Annotated in this window: 14 protein-coding genes; 9 read left to right on the top strand and 5 right to left on the bottom strand. The window is 50.3% G+C overall.

Annotated features, from left to right (window positions below):
* Positions 1 to 50: 50 nt before the first annotated feature.
* From EG028_RS10935 to EG028_RS10900, 8 genes are all read left to right on the top strand, one after another.
* Positions 51 to 1,190 carry a FecR family protein gene (locus EG028_RS10935; protein WP_120516486.1) on the top strand — a complete coding sequence of 380 codons (1,140 nt, stop codon included), beginning with the start codon at positions 51 to 53 and terminating at the stop codon, positions 1,188 to 1,190.
* A 50-nt stretch (positions 1,191 to 1,240) separates the two neighbouring features.
* The gene (locus EG028_RS10930; RefSeq protein WP_120516487.1) at positions 1,241 to 4,615 is read left to right on the top strand and encodes a TonB-dependent receptor; all 3,375 of its coding nucleotides are present in this window, start codon (positions 1,241 to 1,243) and stop codon (positions 4,613 to 4,615) included.
* A gap of 4 nt (positions 4,616 to 4,619) precedes the next feature.
* Positions 4,620 to 6,530 (top strand): RagB/SusD family nutrient uptake outer membrane protein, encoded by a 1,911-nt coding sequence (locus EG028_RS10925; protein WP_120516488.1) that lies wholly within the window; start codon positions 4,620 to 4,622, stop codon positions 6,528 to 6,530.
* Between the two features lie 19 nt (positions 6,531 to 6,549).
* Positions 6,550 to 7,311 carry a DUF3823 domain-containing protein gene (locus EG028_RS10920; RefSeq protein ID WP_120516489.1) on the top strand — a complete coding sequence of 254 codons (762 nt, stop codon included), beginning with the start codon at positions 6,550 to 6,552 and terminating at the stop codon, positions 7,309 to 7,311.
* On the top strand, positions 7,311 to 9,467 hold the full coding sequence (locus EG028_RS10915; protein WP_120516490.1) for a hypothetical protein: 2,157 nt from the start codon (positions 7,311 to 7,313) through the stop codon (positions 9,465 to 9,467). The genes EG028_RS10920 and EG028_RS10915 overlap by 1 nt, the downstream gene beginning before the upstream one ends.
* Before the next feature lie 250 nt (positions 9,468 to 9,717).
* Positions 9,718 to 10,047 carry a nucleotide pyrophosphohydrolase gene (locus EG028_RS10910; protein WP_120516491.1) on the top strand — a complete coding sequence of 110 codons (330 nt, stop codon included), beginning with the start codon at positions 9,718 to 9,720 and terminating at the stop codon, positions 10,045 to 10,047.
* Entirely contained in the window at positions 10,044 to 11,810 is a 1,767-nt protein-coding gene (locus EG028_RS10905) for a DUF2075 domain-containing protein (RefSeq protein WP_120516492.1), read from the top strand. Before EG028_RS10910 ends, EG028_RS10905 begins: the two co-directional genes overlap by 4 nt.
* A gap of 144 nt (positions 11,811 to 11,954) precedes the next feature.
* Entirely contained in the window at positions 11,955 to 12,212 is a 258-nt protein-coding gene (locus EG028_RS10900) for a cysteine-rich CWC family protein (RefSeq protein ID WP_120516493.1), read from the top strand.
* A gap of 332 nt (positions 12,213 to 12,544) precedes the next feature.
* Here the strand turns inward: EG028_RS10900 and EG028_RS10895 are convergent, their stop codons facing one another.
* From EG028_RS10895 to EG028_RS10875, 5 genes are read right to left on the bottom strand one after another with little or no spacing between them, the layout of a single operon-like run.
* Complete coding sequence (locus tag EG028_RS10895; RefSeq protein ID WP_206614433.1) at positions 12,545 to 13,267, bottom strand: hypothetical protein; 723 nt, start codon at positions 13,265 to 13,267, stop codon at positions 12,545 to 12,547.
* 1 nt (position 13,268) lies between these two features.
* The gene (locus tag EG028_RS10890; RefSeq protein ID WP_120516494.1) at positions 13,269 to 14,249 is read right to left on the bottom strand and encodes a hypothetical protein; all 981 of its coding nucleotides are present in this window, start codon (positions 14,247 to 14,249) and stop codon (positions 13,269 to 13,271) included.
* Between the two features lie 10 nt (positions 14,250 to 14,259).
* Positions 14,260 to 14,799 carry a hypothetical protein gene (locus tag EG028_RS10885; RefSeq protein ID WP_120516495.1) on the bottom strand — a complete coding sequence of 180 codons (540 nt, stop codon included), beginning with the start codon at positions 14,797 to 14,799 and terminating at the stop codon, positions 14,260 to 14,262.
* Positions 14,800 to 14,808: 9 nt separating this feature from the next.
* Positions 14,809 to 15,306 (bottom strand): hypothetical protein, encoded by a 498-nt coding sequence (locus EG028_RS10880; RefSeq protein ID WP_120516496.1) that lies wholly within the window; start codon positions 15,304 to 15,306, stop codon positions 14,809 to 14,811.
* 10 nt (positions 15,307 to 15,316) lie between these two features.
* Positions 15,317 to 15,796: a hypothetical protein gene (locus tag EG028_RS10875; protein ID WP_120516497.1), complete on the bottom strand. Its 480-nt coding sequence runs from the start codon at positions 15,794 to 15,796 to the stop codon at positions 15,317 to 15,319.
* Between the two features lie 242 nt (positions 15,797 to 16,038).
* On the opposite strand from EG028_RS10875, the gene EG028_RS10870 reads away from it, so the two are divergent.
* Positions 16,039 to 17,853, top strand: a complete 1,815-nt coding sequence (locus EG028_RS10870) for a helix-turn-helix transcriptional regulator (RefSeq protein ID WP_120516654.1) — start codon at positions 16,039 to 16,041, stop codon at positions 17,851 to 17,853.
* The last annotated feature ends 1 nt before the right edge of the window (position 17,854 follow it).

The raw sequence follows: 17,854 nt of genomic DNA, 5'->3' as shown, positions 1-17,854 counted from the left end.
TTCAGGGAAACCTTCCTTTCAATTGACCTTGTATCAGAAACTCTTTGCTGATGCAAGATCATTCCACGAACGAACGTTACCGCTACCTGGCTCAAAAACAGCTGCAAGGCACGATCTCTCCTGAAGAGTCCGCCGAACTGGCTGCATGGCTGGCGTATGATGACGGGCTGCCGCTGGAAGTGCCGCCGGCACTGGCTGAAAGCGCCGATCTTCACGAGAAAAAAATACTGGACGCCATTGAGCGGAAGATCGGCTGGAGGAAATCCGGGCGGATACGTATGCTCAGGGTGGCCGCCGCTGCCGCCGCCGTACTGCTCATAGCCGCATTGGCATGGTGGCTGGCAAGATCATCTTCAACTGTTCCTTCCCCTTCTTTTATAACGCAACATGAAAACGACCGGCCTCCCGGCGGCAACCGTGCTGTGCTGACGCTTGGCAACGGCCAGCGTATTGTGCTGGACAGCAGCGCGAACGGCATACTTTTCAGCCAGGGAGGCATACAGGCCGTGAAGCTGGATAGCAGCGCCCTGGCCTACAGCACCGGCTCCAGCCCGGAAGAGGTGCAGATGCATACGCTGTCCACCCCTGTGGGAGGCCAATTCAGGATCACCCTTTCCGACGGCACGGGTGTATGGCTCAATGCCGCCAGCTCCCTGAAATTCCCTTCGTTATTCACCGGGCAGGACCGGCAGGTGGAAATTACCGGTGAGGCTTATTTTGAAGTGGCGCCGGACAAAGCCCGGCCATTTAAGGTTGCTTTTAACGGCAATTCGGTAGAAGTACTGGGTACGCATTTTAATGTGATGGCGTATCCTGATGAAACAAAAAGTAAAGTGACCCTCCTGGAAGGCAGCGTAGCGGTCAGCAACCCGTCTGGCCGGCACCTTCTCAAGCCCGGTATGCAGGCGCTCATCGGCAATACCATCACCACCCGCACGGCCAACGTGGAAGAAGCAGTAGCCTGGAAAAACGGCCTTTTTATTTTTGACAATGAAGACATCCAGGGCATCATGCGAAAGCTCTCCCGCTGGTATGATGTAAAACCCGTGTACGCGGCCGGCATGCCCGGCACCACTTTTTCCGGCACCATATCCCGGTACAGCAATGTATCCGGCGTACTCCAGATGCTTGAGCTGACAGAAAGTATTCGTTTCGAACTGAAAGATGGCACCATCCAGGTGTCCCGCTAACATTGACAGATATACCATTTATTGTAAACCACACAGCCAAAACGTATGCTATGCAACGGTTCCACACATTCAAACTCCTCATTTATGGGAAACTGACTTTCGCGTTATGTATTATCGCATTTCTGCAGGTGCAGGCATCGGCATTTGCACAGTTGATCACGCTGAGGGTCAAAGACGCTTCGGTTGAAGAAGTGTTGCAGGAATTAAAAAAACAGGGCGGCTATAAGCTGCTGTACAACGATGCACAGCTGGCGGCGGCCCGGCCGGTCAGCATTTCGGTGAAAGACGCCACGGTGGAAGAAGTACTGAAGCTCTGCTTCGCGGGCCAGCCGCTGGATTATACCATCCGGGAAAATACCATTGTGATAAAGCCCCGTAGCAGTACGGTCCAAAGCGCTTTTACGGTGAAAGGAAAGGTGGTGGGGGAAAACAACGAACCGCTGCCCGGTGTGAACGTCGCGGTGAAAGGCACTTCCAAGGGCACTGCCACGCGCGACGACGGTAGTTATGTATTGTCCGTACCCGTTGGCGATGAAACGTTGGTGTTCTCTTTCATCGGCTATATCAGCCAGGAAGTGCCTATCCAGAAAAGAAGCACCGTGGATGCGAAGCTGGCGGTGGAAAACAAAGCGTTGACCACCCTCGTGGTGGTGGGGTATGGTGTACAGAAAAAAGCGACCCTTACGGGTTCCGTGGCATCGGTGAACAGTGCGGAGATCAACACCACAAAAAATGAAAGCGTGCTGAATATGCTGACGGGTAAAGTGCCCGGCCTCCGCATCGTGCAGAACAGCAGCGAGCCCGGGTCTTTTGACAACAACTTCGATATCCGCGGGCTGGGTGCGCCGCTCATGATCATAGACGGTATTCCGCGTGACAATATCGCCCGCCTCGATCCGAACGATATTGAAAATATTTCCGTGCTGAAAGACGCCTCCGCGGCTGTGTACGGCGTGCGTGCGGCGAACGGCGTGGTGCTGGTGACCACCAAGCGCGGAAAAACAGGCCGTCAGCTTACCTACAACGGAACCTATACCTGGCAGACGCCCTCCGGCCTGCCGCGCTCCCTGGACGCCATCGGCTACATGACCCTCGTGAACGAAAAACTGATGCATAACGTGAACGGCGGTCGCCTGGCATACACCGACGCAGATTTTGAGGCTTACCGTAATGGCTCCAAACAAAGCACCGACTGGTATTCGCCCGTGATCAAAAACGTGGTGCCGCAAATGCAGCACAACCTCAACGCTTCCGGCGGCAGTGAAGACATCAGTTATTACGTGAGCCTCGGATACATGGAGCAGCAGGGTTTCCTCAGGACGGGAGATCTGAATTACAAACGTTACAATGTACGCTCCAACATCACCGGCAAAGTGACCAAAGATCTTTCCGTGGAGCTGAATGTCACCGGTATTCTTGATCAGAAAAACCAACCCTACCAGGACTCCTGGTGGATCATCCGCTCATTCTGGCGGCAGAATCCGCTGGAACCGGTGTATGCGAACAATAACCCCGAATATCTCGCGCATACGCCCGTGGATGGAACGAATCCGGTAGCGATGTCCGACAAGAATATTTCAGGATATAAAGTATTTATGAACCGCTGGTTCCAGTCTTCAGTATCGGCCACCTACCAGGCGCCGTTCCTCAACGGGCTGAAGTTTAAAGGAATGTATAGTTATGATTACAACAGCTATACGAATAAACTTTACCAACAACAATACAATCAATATACCTACGACGGGGCCTCAGACGTATACACCGCCAGGGCGCAGCAATCGCCGTCCAACCTGCGGCGGGAATATTTCGAAAGGCCGAACACGCTCTTCCAGCTGTCCGCTACTTACGACCATAAGTTTAATTCCGTGCATGATGTAAGCGCGCTGCTATTGTATGAAAACTACGTGCGCTCCGGCGATAACTTCTACGCCCAGCGAGAGCTTTCCCTCGCGGTAGACCAGCTGATGGCCGGTAACAGCACAAACCAGCAAGGCAATATGTCTTCCTCCCTGAATGACCTGTACCGCAATGCAAACCGCGCACTGGTGGGCAGGCTGAATTATGCATACAAGTCGAAATACCTGCTGGAAGCCAGCTTCCGCCGTGATGGATCCTCTAAGTTCCCGGAAGATAAACGTTTCGGTTTTTTCCCTGGTGCGTCTGTGGGCTGGAGGATTTCGGAGGAGGGCTTCTGGAAAAATTCCCCGGCGCTGCGCATGATCAACAACCTGAAGATCCGCGCTTCCTACGGAGAGCTGGGGGACGATGGCGCTATCGCCTACCAGTTCATCACCGGTTATCTGTATCCTGCCGCCGGCAACAACAACGAGTTGCCACCCGGGCATATCTTCGACCGGGAGTTTATCAACTCACTGGAAAGCAAAGGCATTCCCAATCCGTATATCACCTGGTTCGTGGCCAAAACGGCGAACATCGGTATAGACATCGATGCATGGCGGGGATTGCTCGGTGTAACGGTGGATGTATTCCGCCGCAATGGCACCGGCCTGCTCACCACGCGCGCGCAAAGCCTGCCGGGTGTGGTGGGGGCCGCCCTGCCGCAGGAAAACCTCAACAGCAACCGCTCACAGGGGATAGAAGTGGAAGTGAACCACGGGAACAAGATCGGGGAATTCGTATACTACGCCAAAGCGATTTACTCTTATACCCGCACTCGCAACCGTTATGTGGAACGTTCAGCCGCAGGCAACTCTTATGAAAACTGGCGGCAGAATTCCAACAACCGTTTTAACAATGCCCGCTGGGGTCTTGGTGCGGGCGGCCGTTTCGGTTCCTGGGATGACATTCTCAGCAGCAAAACCTTCGTGGGAAGAGGCACCCTTCCCGGCGATTATTCCTACGAAGACTGGAATGGCGACGGCATGATCAGCGACCTGGATGTGCATCCCATTGCGTACAACGGCATCCCGATGGTCAACTACGGTCTTACGCTGGGCGGCTCCTGGAGGGGGATAGACCTGAACCTGCTTATACAGGGCGCCAGCCTGGTGAACATAGGATACAACGAGCAGCTGCGCGAATCCCTCTGGGGCGGCGGCAGCGGCCTGGCCCTGTTCCTGGACAGGTGGCACCCGGAAGATCCGAAGGCTGATCCTTACGATCCGAATATCCGCTGGATACCCGGGAAGTACGGCTATACCGGCACCGTACCGGATGAGAACTCCGGCTTCAACGTGCAAGATGCCTCGTATGTGCGCCTGAAAAGCGCCGAGATAGGGTATTCGCTTCCTGAAAAACTGGCGCAAAGGATCGGGCTGCATGGCGTGAGAGCTTTTATAAACGGCTACAACCTGATCACGATCACGGATATCAAATACGTGGACCCGGAACATCCGGCCACCCTGTACAGCTATTTGTATCCGCTCAACCGGACTTTTTCCGTAGGCCTGAACGTTAAATTTTAATGTTATGAAACGCAAGATATTCCTGTTAGTCATTGTCTGCATTATCGGCCAGGTTTCCTGCACCGACCTGGACATTCCGCCGATGAACGTGATCCAGGACAAAGACGTATTTACCACGGAAGGCGGCATAAGGATCTATATGGCCCGCTGCTACAGCGAGTTGCCGATGGAAGATTTCCGTTATTCACCCACCAGGGGCACCAATCACTTCTGGATCATCAATCCTACCCCCGCGAACACCGGCGAGGCGCTGAGCCGCGATCTGAACGGCGCTACCGCGGAGCAGTTCAACTTCTGGGAGCGTGCCTACCCGCTGATCCGCGAGGCGAATTATTTCCTGCAAACGATGCCTTCCTATGCCGGAAGTTTCCCGGAGGCGGATGTGAATCATTGGCTGGGAGAAGCCCGCTTCATCCGCGCAATGACCTACATGGCGCTCGCGAAAAGATACGGCGGTGTGCCGATCGTGGATAAAGTGCTGAATTACCCGGACCAGAGTATCGACGAACTGAAGATCCCGAGAGCCTCCGAAGAAGCAGTGTACGACTTTATCGCCGATGATCTTGATTTCGCATACGAAAACATGAAACCTTCCAGCGAGATAGGGCGGGCAAACAAATACACTGCCGCCGCATTTAAATCACGCGCCATGTTGTATGCGGGCTCTATCGCGAAATACAACCAGGTACAACTGTTCGACGGTAGTCAGAACCGGCTTTGCGGCATCCCGGCTACCAGGGCAAATGATTATTTTAAAGCAGCCTACGATGCGGCCGGTCTGCTGGACGGTCATTACAGCCTCTACCTGAAAAGCTGGGCGGCAAGCGATAAACAGGCGCAGATGCAGAATTACATCGACCTGTTTTTTGATGAAACCAGCCCGGAGAATATATTGGTGAAAGATTATCAATACCCCGAAACCGTTCATGGTTATGATGCCTACAACGTTCCGCGCCAGCTGATGGGAGGGAATGGGTATTCCGCGGAAGTGAATCCCACGCTGAATTTCGTGGAGCTGTTCGACGGTATCCCGAAGAAACCCGATGGCACGCTTCAGACACTGGATGCCGGCGGTAAATACATCCTTTACGACAACACGCTGGACCTTTTCGCAAACGCGGAGCCACGGTTGCGCGCTACGGTGATCGTTCCGGGAGATATGTTCAAAAACCAGAGCATTGAAATATACCGTGGTATTTATACCGGCAGTGTAACGGGCGGTATCAGCCGTTTATTGCCTGAAGGTTCCACCTCGCCTTATCCTTCCGCCAATATCGTGTCTTCAGCCAATGCACAACAAACGCCTTACACGCTCCCTGACGGGTCGAAGAAAAACCCCGCCGGACTGAGCGGCGTCTTTACCGCGGATGGCACCTGTTCCGTATCCGGCTTTTCGGTACGGAAATACCTCGATCCCGAAAGGCCTACTTCCGAAGTGCTGGAGAACCGTTCGGATCAGACCTGGATTGAAATGCGGTATGCCGAAGTGTTGCTGAACCGCGCAGAAGCCGCTTATGAACTGTATGCGGCAGGGCAAACCGGGGCGGGTTACCAGCAGGAAGCTTTCACCCTTATCAACCGGATACGCGAAAGAGCAGGCGCCGATCTGCTGGCATCCGTGGCCGCGCTTAATAATATTAATATCGTCCGCAATGAAAGAAGGAAAGAGCTGGGGTTTGAAAACAAAATATGGTGGGACCTCAAAAGATGGCGCATCCTTGACAGGGAACAGAACGGCACTATTTACCGAACACTGATGCCATTCTATGCGGCCCAGGCCGGTAAATATTTCTTTGACGCCAGGCCGGACGAAAGGAACTCCCGTTATACGTTCGATACGCGCTGGTATTACCAGGAAATTCCCGGTTCTGAAATATCCAAAAGCCAGAACCTGATCCAGAACCCAGGCTATTAATGTTGTAAAAACCAATGTCATGAAAAAGTTGATCTGCTATTTAGGCTTATTTATACTGATACTGCTGGCCAGCGCCTGCAACAAAGAATTCGACGATTATCCAGAACCGTCTGAAACGCTCGCCGGTAACGTGAAAGACGCAGGCACAAAAAGCAACCTGCAATCAGAAGCGGGGGACAGGGGCATCCGCCTCGTGCTGGAAGAGCTGAGCTGGAGCAGCACGCCTACGCCGTATTATTTCTTCACCATGCAGGACGGGACTTTCCGTAATACGAAGATCTTCAAAGGGAATTACCGCGTTTCCGTGGAAGGCCCCTTTGTGCCGCTCGTGCAATATGATGGTTCCGGCCAGGTAACGGTGGACAACCGCAAGACCATGGATATTTCGGGGAACACCAATGTGGATTTTGAAGTAGAGCCTTTCCTGAAAGTGGAATGGGTGGGAGAACCGGTGTATAACAGCACCGATGCTACTATTACGGTACAGGCGCGGTTTATCCGCGGCACCGCCAATACCGCGTTCCATGCGAATGTGACGGACGTATTTCTTTTTGTGAATCCTGTTTCCTACGTTGGCAATAACAATTATGACAACAAATACTCCACGCAGGTGAACTACGATGGCACCACGGGGAACGATCAGCTGGGACAGACCGTTACCCTCACCACAAAAGACAGGATACCCGGTTCCCGTGCCTTTTACCTGCGGGTGGGTGCACGGGTGGACTATGGCCTGAAATATTATAACTACACCACCATCAAAACCATCAATATACCCTGATGAAAAGGATTATAGCTATTGTTTGCATCCTGAGCCTTACCTGCGCCGCAACGGCGCAGCAAAAGACGGCCTTTCAGACCAGCAGTGCGTGGACCCCTGAAATTGATGTCCGTTCGGATATCGCTATTGTTTACGGAGCGGGTGACCGCCGCGGCATGACGTTCGGACAGCGCGTGCAATCGTGGAGGGACCGCGGCTACCAGACCCACTTTATGACCGGCATCGCGTGGGGATCGTACGAGGACTACTTTACCGGAAAATGGGATGGAAAGAACCATTTCGGCATCGGCCAGGTAGAGCGGGACGGCGATACCATCTGGCATGGCCGGAACGTGCCATACGTGGTGCCGGAAAGTACCTTTATCGCCTACATGAAGGAAGGCGTTGTGAAAAAAGTGATCGATGCGGGCATCAGCTACATCCACCTGGAAGAGCCGGAGTTTTGGATGCGGGCGGGATACGGGGAGGTTTTTAAACAGGAATGGCAGCGTTATTACGGCTTTCCCTGGAGGCCGCAGCACACCTCGCCTGAAAACACTTACCTGTCCAGCAAACTGAAGTATCATCTTTATTACAACGCCATCAAGGAAGTATCGGAGTACGCGAAGGCGTATGGGAAGCAGAAAGGAATGGATGTGAAGGTGTATATCCCCACGCATTCGCTGGTGAATTATTCCTCCTGGCAGATCGTGAGCCCGGAGGCCAGCCTGGCTTCGCTTCCCAGCATCGACGGCTATATTGCGCAGGTATGGACGGGCACTTCCCGTGAGCCTACGTTTTACAACGGCCTCCGGAAAGAACGGGTATTTGAGAACGCATTCCTGGAATACGGCTCCATGATTTCCATGACGGCACCCACCGGCCGGAAGATATTCCTGCTTACAGACCCGATAGAAGACTGGCCCCGCGACTGGGGTGACTATAAACGGAATTACGAAGCTACTTTCACCGCCAAGCTGCTATACCCGACAGTGGCGGATTATGAGGTGATGCCCTGGCCGGAGCGGATCTACACGCGACCCTACAAATTGCCCAACAGCGATTCCAGCATCCTGATCCCGAAATATTATTCTACCCAGATGCAGATCATGGTCAATGCGCTGAACAGTATGCCGGTGTCTGAAAACAAGGTGTCCGGCGTGAACGGGATTGGTGTGCTGATGGGAAATTCCATGATGTTTCAGCGTTTCCCGACGCACCAGGGTTTTGAAGATCCGCAGTTTTCCAATTTCTATGGCCAGACGCTGCCGCTTGTAAAACTGGGCGTGCCTGTGCAGACCGTACACATGGAAAACCTGTCCTATAAAGCAACGCTGAAAGACATCAAAGTACTGGTGATGAGCTACTCGAACATGAAGCCGATGTCGCCGGATGTGCACCAGCACCTGGCCGCCTGGGTGAAGAACGGTGGTGTGCTCATTTATTGCGGCCGGGACGATGATCCGTACCAGACCGTACAGGAGTGGTGGAATACGAAAGGCAATCATTTTAAAGCGCCGTCTGAGCACCTGTTCCGCCTGTTAGGCATCAATCCTGCGCAACCGGAGTCGCGTGTGGGGAAAGGGTTTGTATATGTCATACGGCAGCATCCCAAAGAGTTTGTAATGAACGAAGGCGGAGCAAAGGCTTATGTGGAGCTGGTCCGGAAAGCGTATGAAGAAAATGCGAAAGCAGGTAAACTCCTGGTCAGCAACAGTCTTCATGTCTCAAGGGGCATGTACGATGTGGTGGCGGTGATGGATGAAAGCGCGGAGAAGGAACCTTTTGTTGTTAAGGGTCCTGTGATCGATCTTTTTGATCCCACGCTGCCCGTGTTGGCCAGTAAATCTGTAGAGCCGGGAAGGCAGGCGCTTTTGCTGAACGTGGCAAGGGTGAAACAGCCGGCCGTGCCGCAGGTGCTGGCCGCTGCCTCAAGGGTTTATGAAGAAGAAAGGAAACCCGGCTCTTACCGGTTTGTTGTTAAAAGTCCTGCAAGAACGGTAAATGCGATGCGCATCCTGCTGCCGTCGGAGCCACGCGAGACGATACTCACCGGGCCGGGCGGCGAAAAAATAACACCCGCATCCGTTTCCTGGGATGTTTCTTCCAAAACCTGTTTCCTGCAATTCGATAACAGCCCGGATGGTATCCGGGTGGAGATCAGTTGGGGGAGATGATAGCGCAAGGCAATCACATACCAGCTGTCCGTGATTTTCTTTTTTTGTGCATACAAATTTGTTTGTTAATATAAATTCAGCACAGAAAATACTCTTCGCCTCCACTACATCAATGTTTTCATTTTGTCTGTTGTATATGTACAGCAGACAAAATACTATGCCTGGCTGTGAGCTTTCTCCCCCGGAAATGATAAAAATATTATAAATTTAATAGCTGGTCAGGCATTTTAATAATTCATACATCCATCTTATGTCCGATATTGATATAATAATAAATGAGCTGGTAAAGTTCAGGAATGATCGTGATTGGGATCAATTTCACAATCCCAAAGATTTGGCACTGGCAATTAATGTTGAAGCTGGGGAACTGCTGGAATTATTTCTCTGGAAAGAAGCCGGAGAAGCAAAATTGGAGAAAGTAAAAGAAGAGTTGGCGGATGTCCTGGCTTACTCTTTTCTGATGGCCAATAAGTATGGTTTTGATATTAAGGAAATAATGCTGGAAAAGATATCAAAGAATGGAGAGAAATACCCGGTTGATAAGGCGAAGGGAACGGCCCGAAAATATAACGACCTATGAGCCCGGGTCTGAAATTTTCGATACACCGATATGCTTTTGATGACCAATTGCTGGACACAATTGATAGCATCTATTACCTGAAAGACAATTGGCCAATCATTTACATTCTAAGCAATAGTGCAAAAAAAAGTTTATATGTGGGCGAGACATCCGATTTTTATACCAGAATGGTGACCCATCTCAGGACGGCCGATAAAAAGGAGATGTCAACCATTCATATCATATTCAGTGACAGTTTTAATAAATCAGCGACGCTGGATATTGAATCCAACCTTATTAAATATATCTCTGCTGACGAATACCCAGCTGGCGAAGAAGAATTAACAAAAAGCTGGAAATTACTTAATTCAAATATCGGCTTGTCCAAGCACAACTATTACCAGAAATCAGATATATACTGGCAACTATTCAATGACATTTGGGAAAAACTAAGATCTGAGCCGGAGCCCGGACGGATTGCATTTCAAGCGATATCTTATATTGACAATTCTGATTTATTTAAATACTCCCCGTTTAGGTCCCTCAACAGTGAGCAGTACAGAGGCTTGTTCCATATAATGGAGGCTCTGTTAAATTCAAATACAAAAACAATCATTGCGGAAGGAGGTGCAGGGACTGGTAAATCCTTACTGGCTATTCACCTTTTTAAGTTATTGATGACGGATATGGGTGAATTTAATTACCGTTATTTTGGTAATGAGGAGCCTTTGTTTATTGAATTAGTCCGCGCACTTAAAAACAAATATGAAAATCCGAAACTGGCATTGGTTATACCGATGACTTCTTTTCGCGAAACGGTCATGAAAGTTTTCCGCAAAGTGAAGGGTTTAAGACCTTCGATGGTAATAAGCCCCGCGGAAGTAAAAAAAGTGCACTACGATATAATACTTGTGGATGAAGCCCACAGGTTGCGCCGTGGGCGAAACCTGGGTTCTTATATTGGAGCTTTTAATAATACCAGTAGAGTATTGAACTTCGATAGAGACAAACATACGGAGTTGGATTGGGTCAAATTGAAGAGTGATAAACTGATCATGTTTTATGATGAGAAACAGACCATAAAACCTTCCGATGTGAGATCCAACGATTTTAAAGAACTTAAATCCATTGAAAGTACCGAGGTGCAAAGCCTGAAAAAACAAATGCGGGTTTTGGGCGGAGAGCGATACATCAAATTTTCAACAATGCTGCTTGATTGCGCGTTGCCTCCCGGAACTGAAAAATATAGGTCCAGGAAATATGAATGTCTGTTGTTCGATTCTGTAACCCAAATGCGGAGAGAAATACAGCAACGTGATAGTGAAACAGGGTTGTCGAGAATGGTTGCGGGATATTCATGGGAATGGCGTTCCAAGAAGAATCCGGAGTTATTTGATATTTTCCTGGAGAATGAATGGTACAGATGGAATTCGATAACAGCTGACTGGATAAATTCTGAAAATGCCCCCGATGAAATAGGTTGTATTCATACCACACAGGGTTATGATCTGAACTATGCAGGGATTATTTTTGGAAGAGAAATAACTTACGATAAGGAAAAGAATGAGATGGTTATCATCAGGGACAATTACTGTGATACTGAAGGTAAAAGAGGAGTTACTGACCCGGAAGAATTAAAGGAATACATAATTAACATATATCGAATTGTTATGCACCGGGCGATTAAAGGTGTGTATATATATGCGTACCATCCGGAGCTGAGGGAATACTTCAGCCAATTTATACCAAAACCAGGCGCCGAATCCAATGTTGTCCCACTATAAGATATTAAAGCAGCAGCCTGTGATTTTGGCGCATTACAGAAAGATGTATCAAGGAGTATGTGATATTACCCGCTATTAAATTCTTACGAACGGGAGAATATTTTTTGCGGCAATTTGCCGGTTACTTGGTAAATTAGTTATCATATGTGCGAACACGAACGGAAATATTGCCCCCGGTGTAATGCCGGGTTTGAATGTAAGGTTGGCTCTATCCTGATATGCCAGTGCACAGCTGTGAACCTGAGCCAGGAAGACCGCGATTATATTTCCGCTCGCTATGCAGACTGCCTTTGCAGCAACTGCCTGAAGGAAATGAAAGCCGAACATCACCAACAACTTTTCAAAGACCAGCTTCACCGCATATCCACCCTCCATTTTGCGAAACGCGACCGGGAAGGATAATCCTAATTGTTTTATTGGCAGGGAACAATCATTAAGGCTGGGAGGTCTTACAATATGAAATTCAAGCGGGTAAAGGGATTGGCCTGCTCCTGGTAGAATATTAACCGGATCAATTCCGGATCAAGTCCGCCTCATCTCCACCTCAACTCCGCCTACCCTGTATCTCTCCTATAGCCACCATATAGAGTTCCCGGTATGATGCAGCAACTGCGGGGCTATTTTTATCTATGATGGCAAAATACTATCAGTGTCGCTTCTTTAATGAGCCTGGTAGCGGCTTTGCCGGATCGTTAGCATGGCAAAAAGGTGCATTTCCAGGCAAATATTGGCATTTATTCCAGCTCAAACTTCTTTAACTCCCCGTCCTCGCTGAATTGCAGGGAATACCGGTCGCGGCTCCCGTTGATCGTGGAGGGGAACCAGCGCATACCATTATCCCAGATGGAGATATAGACGCTCGTCACCGGTTTGGCGCCTTCCACTTCCCGTGTTTTTTCCTGCAGGGCCCGGGCTACTTTGGCGGCATTGCTAAAGCGGATCCTGTCGAGGGAGATCAGCCGGGTACGGATGCGGTCTTTGTTGGTTACCTGCTCGGGCTTCGGGGCGGACCAGGCGCCGTTCCGGTAGATGTATTTGTCGATATAGTCAGGGTTTTCGGGGTGCCGGAGCAGGGCGTGGATACTTCCGTCCTTGTAAAAGTGGATGGAAGAATAAATGAATATCTCTTTGCCGGCGTATTGCGGCAGTTTTTTCAGGGCTTCCTCTGCTTTGTTTAACCTGTTTCCATCAGTGAGAAAACGGACATTTTTGCCCTCTGTATGCCGGTGGGTATGCGTGGTAGTGCTCGTGTGTGTTTCGATGGTGATAGTGGCGCTGGTGACCGTCTGCGCCTGGTTGGTGGGGAACTGTATAGGCGTAGGGATAGTAGTGACGGCCGGTTTGGCCAGGACGGGCGTGTCCGTAGGGTGAAAGGTTTCCTGCACAGATCTCGATACCTGGTTGCAGGCAAGGAACAGGCAACTGCAAAAAATTAGAACGGTCAGTTGTTTCATCATATCAGCTTATATCCTCCAGGTCGCGGGCGAAGGCAACCTGCTGAGGATTGTTTTTCAGGTAAAAAATATCAATGGTTTCCTGCCGCGTGATATCCAGGTGAAGCAGGTCGACGATCTTTTTCAGGCTGGTTTTGTGTTTTTGCTGGCGCTCATCTGTAAACTCCAGTTCAAAGCGGACCATGGGCTGTTCGTTGATGTATGTCCCGGTTTGGTTGGCGCTGAGGAGTTTTGCGTTGGTCCTTACACCTTTGAATTTGATAAGGGCCACATCTTCCGGCTCCCCGGTGAAATTGGAAAGGAGTTTCCCCAGCAGCCGGTACCCCAGCAGGATGAGGGGGCAAAGCGTCAGCGGATGCAGGAAACCGATAAACCGCCATCCCATCCCGTAACTTTCCAGGGTATAAGAAAAAACATAATACCCGGCAACGACCGCGGCCACCGCCAGCCAGCCGAGTATGATCAGGCTGATGATAGGTATGTGGATGCCGGCTTCCGAGCCGGAAAAGATCAGGTAAGGAATAGATTTCATGTCCCCGTCGATCAGGATGTTCACCCTTTTGCCTGCTTCGAAGCGGTGCTCATGCGGCCTTGCGTCGTTCACCGCGGTTTTTTGTACGATCTCGGTGTTGACAAGGTTTTTAAAAGAAAGACTGAGATGGTAGGTGCTGTACGTGGCGCCTTCTTTGGAGACCTTTTCCGCGGATAAGATCTTTGCCTCCCTTTCTATGCCATGTTTCAGCAGTCTATCTACATTCCTTTTCGCTATAAAGCTGGATAATACCCATGTGCGGAAGAAGCCCGTCAGCACAATCCCCCACAAAACGAGGGACAACGCAAGGATGCCCAGTGCCAACCAGGGATTTTGGTCAGCAAGCCCGGCGATGTCCGATTCGCTTTTGATGTTGTAATACAGGATCATCGGGAAGGGGACGGCGAAAAAGAACATGTAGATCCCCCAGAATAAACCAAGTGCTCGAAACATATGATGTGGTTTATGGGTTAAATTTGGGCCCTTCCGCCAGCCGGATGCCGTGTTCTTTGGCGTACTGTGTCCCGATGTTGTAGAGTTTGTCGTATTTGACCAGGAACGTTTCGTACGACTTTTTATCCAGCGCTTCCATGGCTTTGGCTACTTCTTCCTCAGGCGCCTTGCGGTCTATCAGCCGGGCGATGGGCAGATGGTCCTTGTTATAACTTTCCAGCGTAAAACTGAACAGATCTTTGGACGCGTCCAGCAAGGCTTTGGAGTCGTTGGTTGCCATCAGGCCTTCTACATTTTCCATGTATTTTTGAACCCGTTGGATAGCGAAGCCTACCTGCTGCTCGTAACTGAATTCCCCCGGCCCTGTGCCTGCTGGTCTTTTCCCGTATCCCAGGGCGGTAATAAAATAATCGCTGCCGAAATGCGCGACGGCATTGGCATTCAGGGCTGCCGCATCAAAATACTTTTCCGGCGAAGCGGGCATTTTGCAGGCAAGAATGGTCATGAAGCCAAGCAGCAGCATAACCGGGATGTAACGTAGTGTTTTCATGGTTTCCGTTTAACTTTTAATGAATTCAAGGATAGGGTTCAATATTTTTTCAACGTATTCCTCTTCCCTGGCCCGGTCTTTTTTACTGTTGCCGAAAGGGCCGCTGATGGAATAGTTTTTTACGAATTGTTTTTTCTTCCGCCCGATGGCGTAAGTATTCAGGCCATATTCCGAACCGGTGAGCACCGTCATTTCATCAAAAGCCATCAATCGTTTTTTAAAAGCAATCCCATTGACCTTATAAATGGACCTCGTTCTTTTATCGAACAGGAACCGCACGCTTGCGTGGAACAGGTAGTCGTACACGGCGTACAAGAGCAGGATACTGCCCAGGACGTACACGATTTTCAAAACATCTGAGGTTAAGATTAACAGGTTTCGGAGGAAAGGCGCGGCGCTGAAGGTCAGGATAAAGAGGATGGCGAACAGCCTTATTTTCGGCAGGTACCCGAAATAGGGCCGAATGCTCAGTTCGGAGGGTGTTATGGTCAGTTGATATTTTTCCATGGCCGGGGTTTCAGGCAGCTTCTATTCCCATGATCCCGCTTACTTCATTCACGGCGTTTTGCGCGGGGCGGGTGCTGAACAGGCCGACTACCACCGGCACCTGTTTTTCCCGGCCATCCTGGTCGAATACAAGGAAGGCGGTACTGTCCAGGGTGATGAATTTGAAAACATAACTGCCGGTAAGCACATAAAACCGTACAAAATCATCAAAATGATAGGTCACTTCCGGGCTCAGCGCATTGTTTTTGTGGATGACGGTCCTGGCAGCCGGGTCGATCGTGAGTTTTTTGGTGGCTTTCAGCAGGTTCACTAGGGCAAACACCACAAAAAAGCCGGCTCCCCAGGCCCCGATCTCCTTTTCAGGCGGTACAATGGCATATATGCCGGCGGCTATCGCCAGGCAGAACACTGCCCGTATGGCCGCGGTGGACCATTTTGTTTTGAGGTGGAATTTGCCGCCTTCGGGGATGAAATAAGTGTACTCGGTCATGGGTTCTGAATTTGTACAAATTTCCATCCGCCCGGCGGTTGTTTCCAAATACAGGTATCCTACAGAGCATCTACTTTTTTTCAAAACGGCGTCTACAATCTGTCTACAGGTTCTGTGAAGCACTTGTTTTAAATATAATTATACATGTTGTATATCAATCAAGTATGAAACGATATCCTGCTGATTTATTGTAATTTGGCGGCATGAAGCCCAGTCTCCGTATCCTGGTTATATGCATTTGGATGGCAATGCCTTTGCGCGGTATCGGTCAAACGACCCTTTCGGACAGCTTGCAGGCGGTGATCGATCATGGTGGGCGGACGGAGGAAGAAAAGCTCCCTTTATTGAACCAGCTGGGGGAAATTTACAGGATCAATAAAAACTACAAGGCGGCGGAGGCCCTGGCGTCACAAAGCGCGGCCATTGCCCTGGGGCGGCGGGATTATACCTATGCTGCCAAAGCATACACCCTGCTGGTGAACATCCGGATCTCCGCAAAGGAGTTCGGCTCCCTGAAGCCGGTAAGCGATTCCGCCCTGGCGCTGGCCAAACAGGCGAATGACCCGCTTGCCATGGCCTATGGTTATTATTCCCAGGTGCTGCTTTTCAAAATGCTGGACAACGGGGAGGATGTGGTAAGGTATTGCAACCAGGCGCTCAAAGAACTGGAAAAAGCGGAGGACCCGTATCTCGCTGCCAAGGTCTATTACCAGCTCTACGTGGTGTATTCTGACTGGAACAACGAAGCCCGGGTGAACAACTACGCCCGGAAAGCCACTGAAAACGCCCTCCGCACGAAAGATTATAACCTGTTGAGCAATTGTTACATGGCGCTGTCCGTAGCGCATGATTATAATTATAATAGCGCCAGGGGCTCACGGTCACCAGACAGTATCCTGTTTTACCTCAAAAAGGCCGAAATGCTCTATCATCAATACCCGGGGCAGGTGGCAGGCTTCACTTACGCCATTACCTGCATCAACCTGGCGAGCAGCTACCTGAAATATTACCCCGAAACGGACCGGGCGGCCGAGGCAAAAGGTATTCAGTATGCAACAAAAGCAAGTGAAGTATTAAAAGGAGTGCCGAACTGCCAGGAGGTGGTAGGCAGCAGCCTGGGCATCCTGAGCGAATATGCCAGCCGGGCGGGAAACCGCGATCAGGCCGGGAATTATCTGCTGGAGGCTTACGAAGTGATGAAAACGCAGGACCCGCCCTATTATTACACGATGATCAACGTGGTGCAGGCGCTGTCCTATTTTTATGCGCAAAAAGGAGATTACCGAAAAGCGCTGGAATACCAGGAAGAAGTAACGGAATATAATAACAAGAACTTCAACCATAAGCAGGCCCTCAACGCACAGAAGCTGGAGATCCAGTATGAAACGGAGAAACATACGAACGAAATGCGGATACTCAGGGAGCGGGAAAAGAGCCGCCGGCTGCAAAATTACCTGTACGGATCTATCGCCCTGGCTGCGGTGCTGGGCTTATTGTTTATGATCCGCGCCTATCGTTATAAGATCCGCTATGCCGCCCAGCGGGAGAAACAGCTGCAACTGGAAAGACAGGAATCAGAATTGCAGATCAAACTGGAAAAAGAAGAACAAGCCAGGCTGAAGGTAGAACAACAACTGCTGGAAACACAACAGCAACAACTGAAAAAAGAGGTGATGGCCAATGTGTTGCAACTGGAGCATAAAAACCAGACCCTGCTGAACATCAAAGATAAATTGGCCGGTGGCGACCCCGTGAACATGCAGAAGATACTAAAAGAAGAAATGGTGCTGGACAGCGACTTCGAACACGCCAAATTACAGATACAACAGGTACACCCCGATTTTTTCTACCTGGTCAGCGAAAGGGCGCAACGAAAGCTCACCCTCCTGGACCTCAAACTCTGCGCGTACCTCTACCTGAAGATGGATACCCGCCAAATTGCACAACTGATGCACATCGAAGCCAAAAGCGTACGGATGAGCCGCTACAGGATCAAACAGAAGCTGGGGCTGGAGAAAGACGATGATCTGAATGCTTTTCTTCAGCGGATTACTTAAG

Origin of the sequence: Chitinophaga barathri (assembly GCF_003807585.1) — a bacterium.
Lineage (GTDB): Bacteria > Bacteroidota > Bacteroidia > Chitinophagales > Chitinophagaceae > Chitinophaga > Chitinophaga barathri.
This window is presented reverse-complemented; position numbering and strand designations above follow the sequence as displayed.

What these genes read in the sequence shown, in the direction of transcription:
- EG028_RS10935 (WP_120516486.1), top strand. Translation starts at nt 51, where the DNA reads ATGCAAGATCATTCCACGAACGAACGTTACCGCTACCTGGCTCAAAAA.
- EG028_RS10930 (WP_120516487.1), top strand. Translation starts at nt 1,241, where the DNA reads ATGCAACGGTTCCACACATTCAAACTCCTCATTTATGGGAAACTGACT.
- EG028_RS10925 (WP_120516488.1), top strand. Translation starts at nt 4,620, where the DNA reads ATGAAACGCAAGATATTCCTGTTAGTCATTGTCTGCATTATCGGCCAG.
- EG028_RS10920 (WP_120516489.1), top strand. Translation starts at nt 6,550, where the DNA reads ATGAAAAAGTTGATCTGCTATTTAGGCTTATTTATACTGATACTGCTG.
- EG028_RS10915 (WP_120516490.1), top strand. Translation starts at nt 7,311, where the DNA reads ATGAAAAGGATTATAGCTATTGTTTGCATCCTGAGCCTTACCTGCGCC.
- EG028_RS10910 (WP_120516491.1), top strand. Translation starts at nt 9,718, where the DNA reads ATGTCCGATATTGATATAATAATAAATGAGCTGGTAAAGTTCAGGAAT.
- EG028_RS10905 (WP_120516492.1), top strand. Translation starts at nt 10,044, where the DNA reads ATGAGCCCGGGTCTGAAATTTTCGATACACCGATATGCTTTTGATGAC.
- EG028_RS10900 (WP_120516493.1), top strand. Translation starts at nt 11,955, where the DNA reads ATGTGCGAACACGAACGGAAATATTGCCCCCGGTGTAATGCCGGGTTT.
- EG028_RS10895 (WP_206614433.1), bottom strand. Translation starts at nt 13,267, where the DNA reads ATGATGAAACAACTGACCGTTCTAATTTTTTGCAGTTGCCTGTTCCTT.
- EG028_RS10890 (WP_120516494.1), bottom strand. Translation starts at nt 14,249, where the DNA reads ATGTTTCGAGCACTTGGTTTATTCTGGGGGATCTACATGTTCTTTTTC.
- EG028_RS10885 (WP_120516495.1), bottom strand. Translation starts at nt 14,799, where the DNA reads ATGAAAACACTACGTTACATCCCGGTTATGCTGCTGCTTGGCTTCATG.
- EG028_RS10880 (WP_120516496.1), bottom strand. Translation starts at nt 15,306, where the DNA reads ATGGAAAAATATCAACTGACCATAACACCCTCCGAACTGAGCATTCGG.
- EG028_RS10875 (WP_120516497.1), bottom strand. Translation starts at nt 15,796, where the DNA reads ATGACCGAGTACACTTATTTCATCCCCGAAGGCGGCAAATTCCACCTC.
- EG028_RS10870 (WP_120516654.1), top strand. Translation starts at nt 16,039, where the DNA reads ATGGCAATGCCTTTGCGCGGTATCGGTCAAACGACCCTTTCGGACAGC.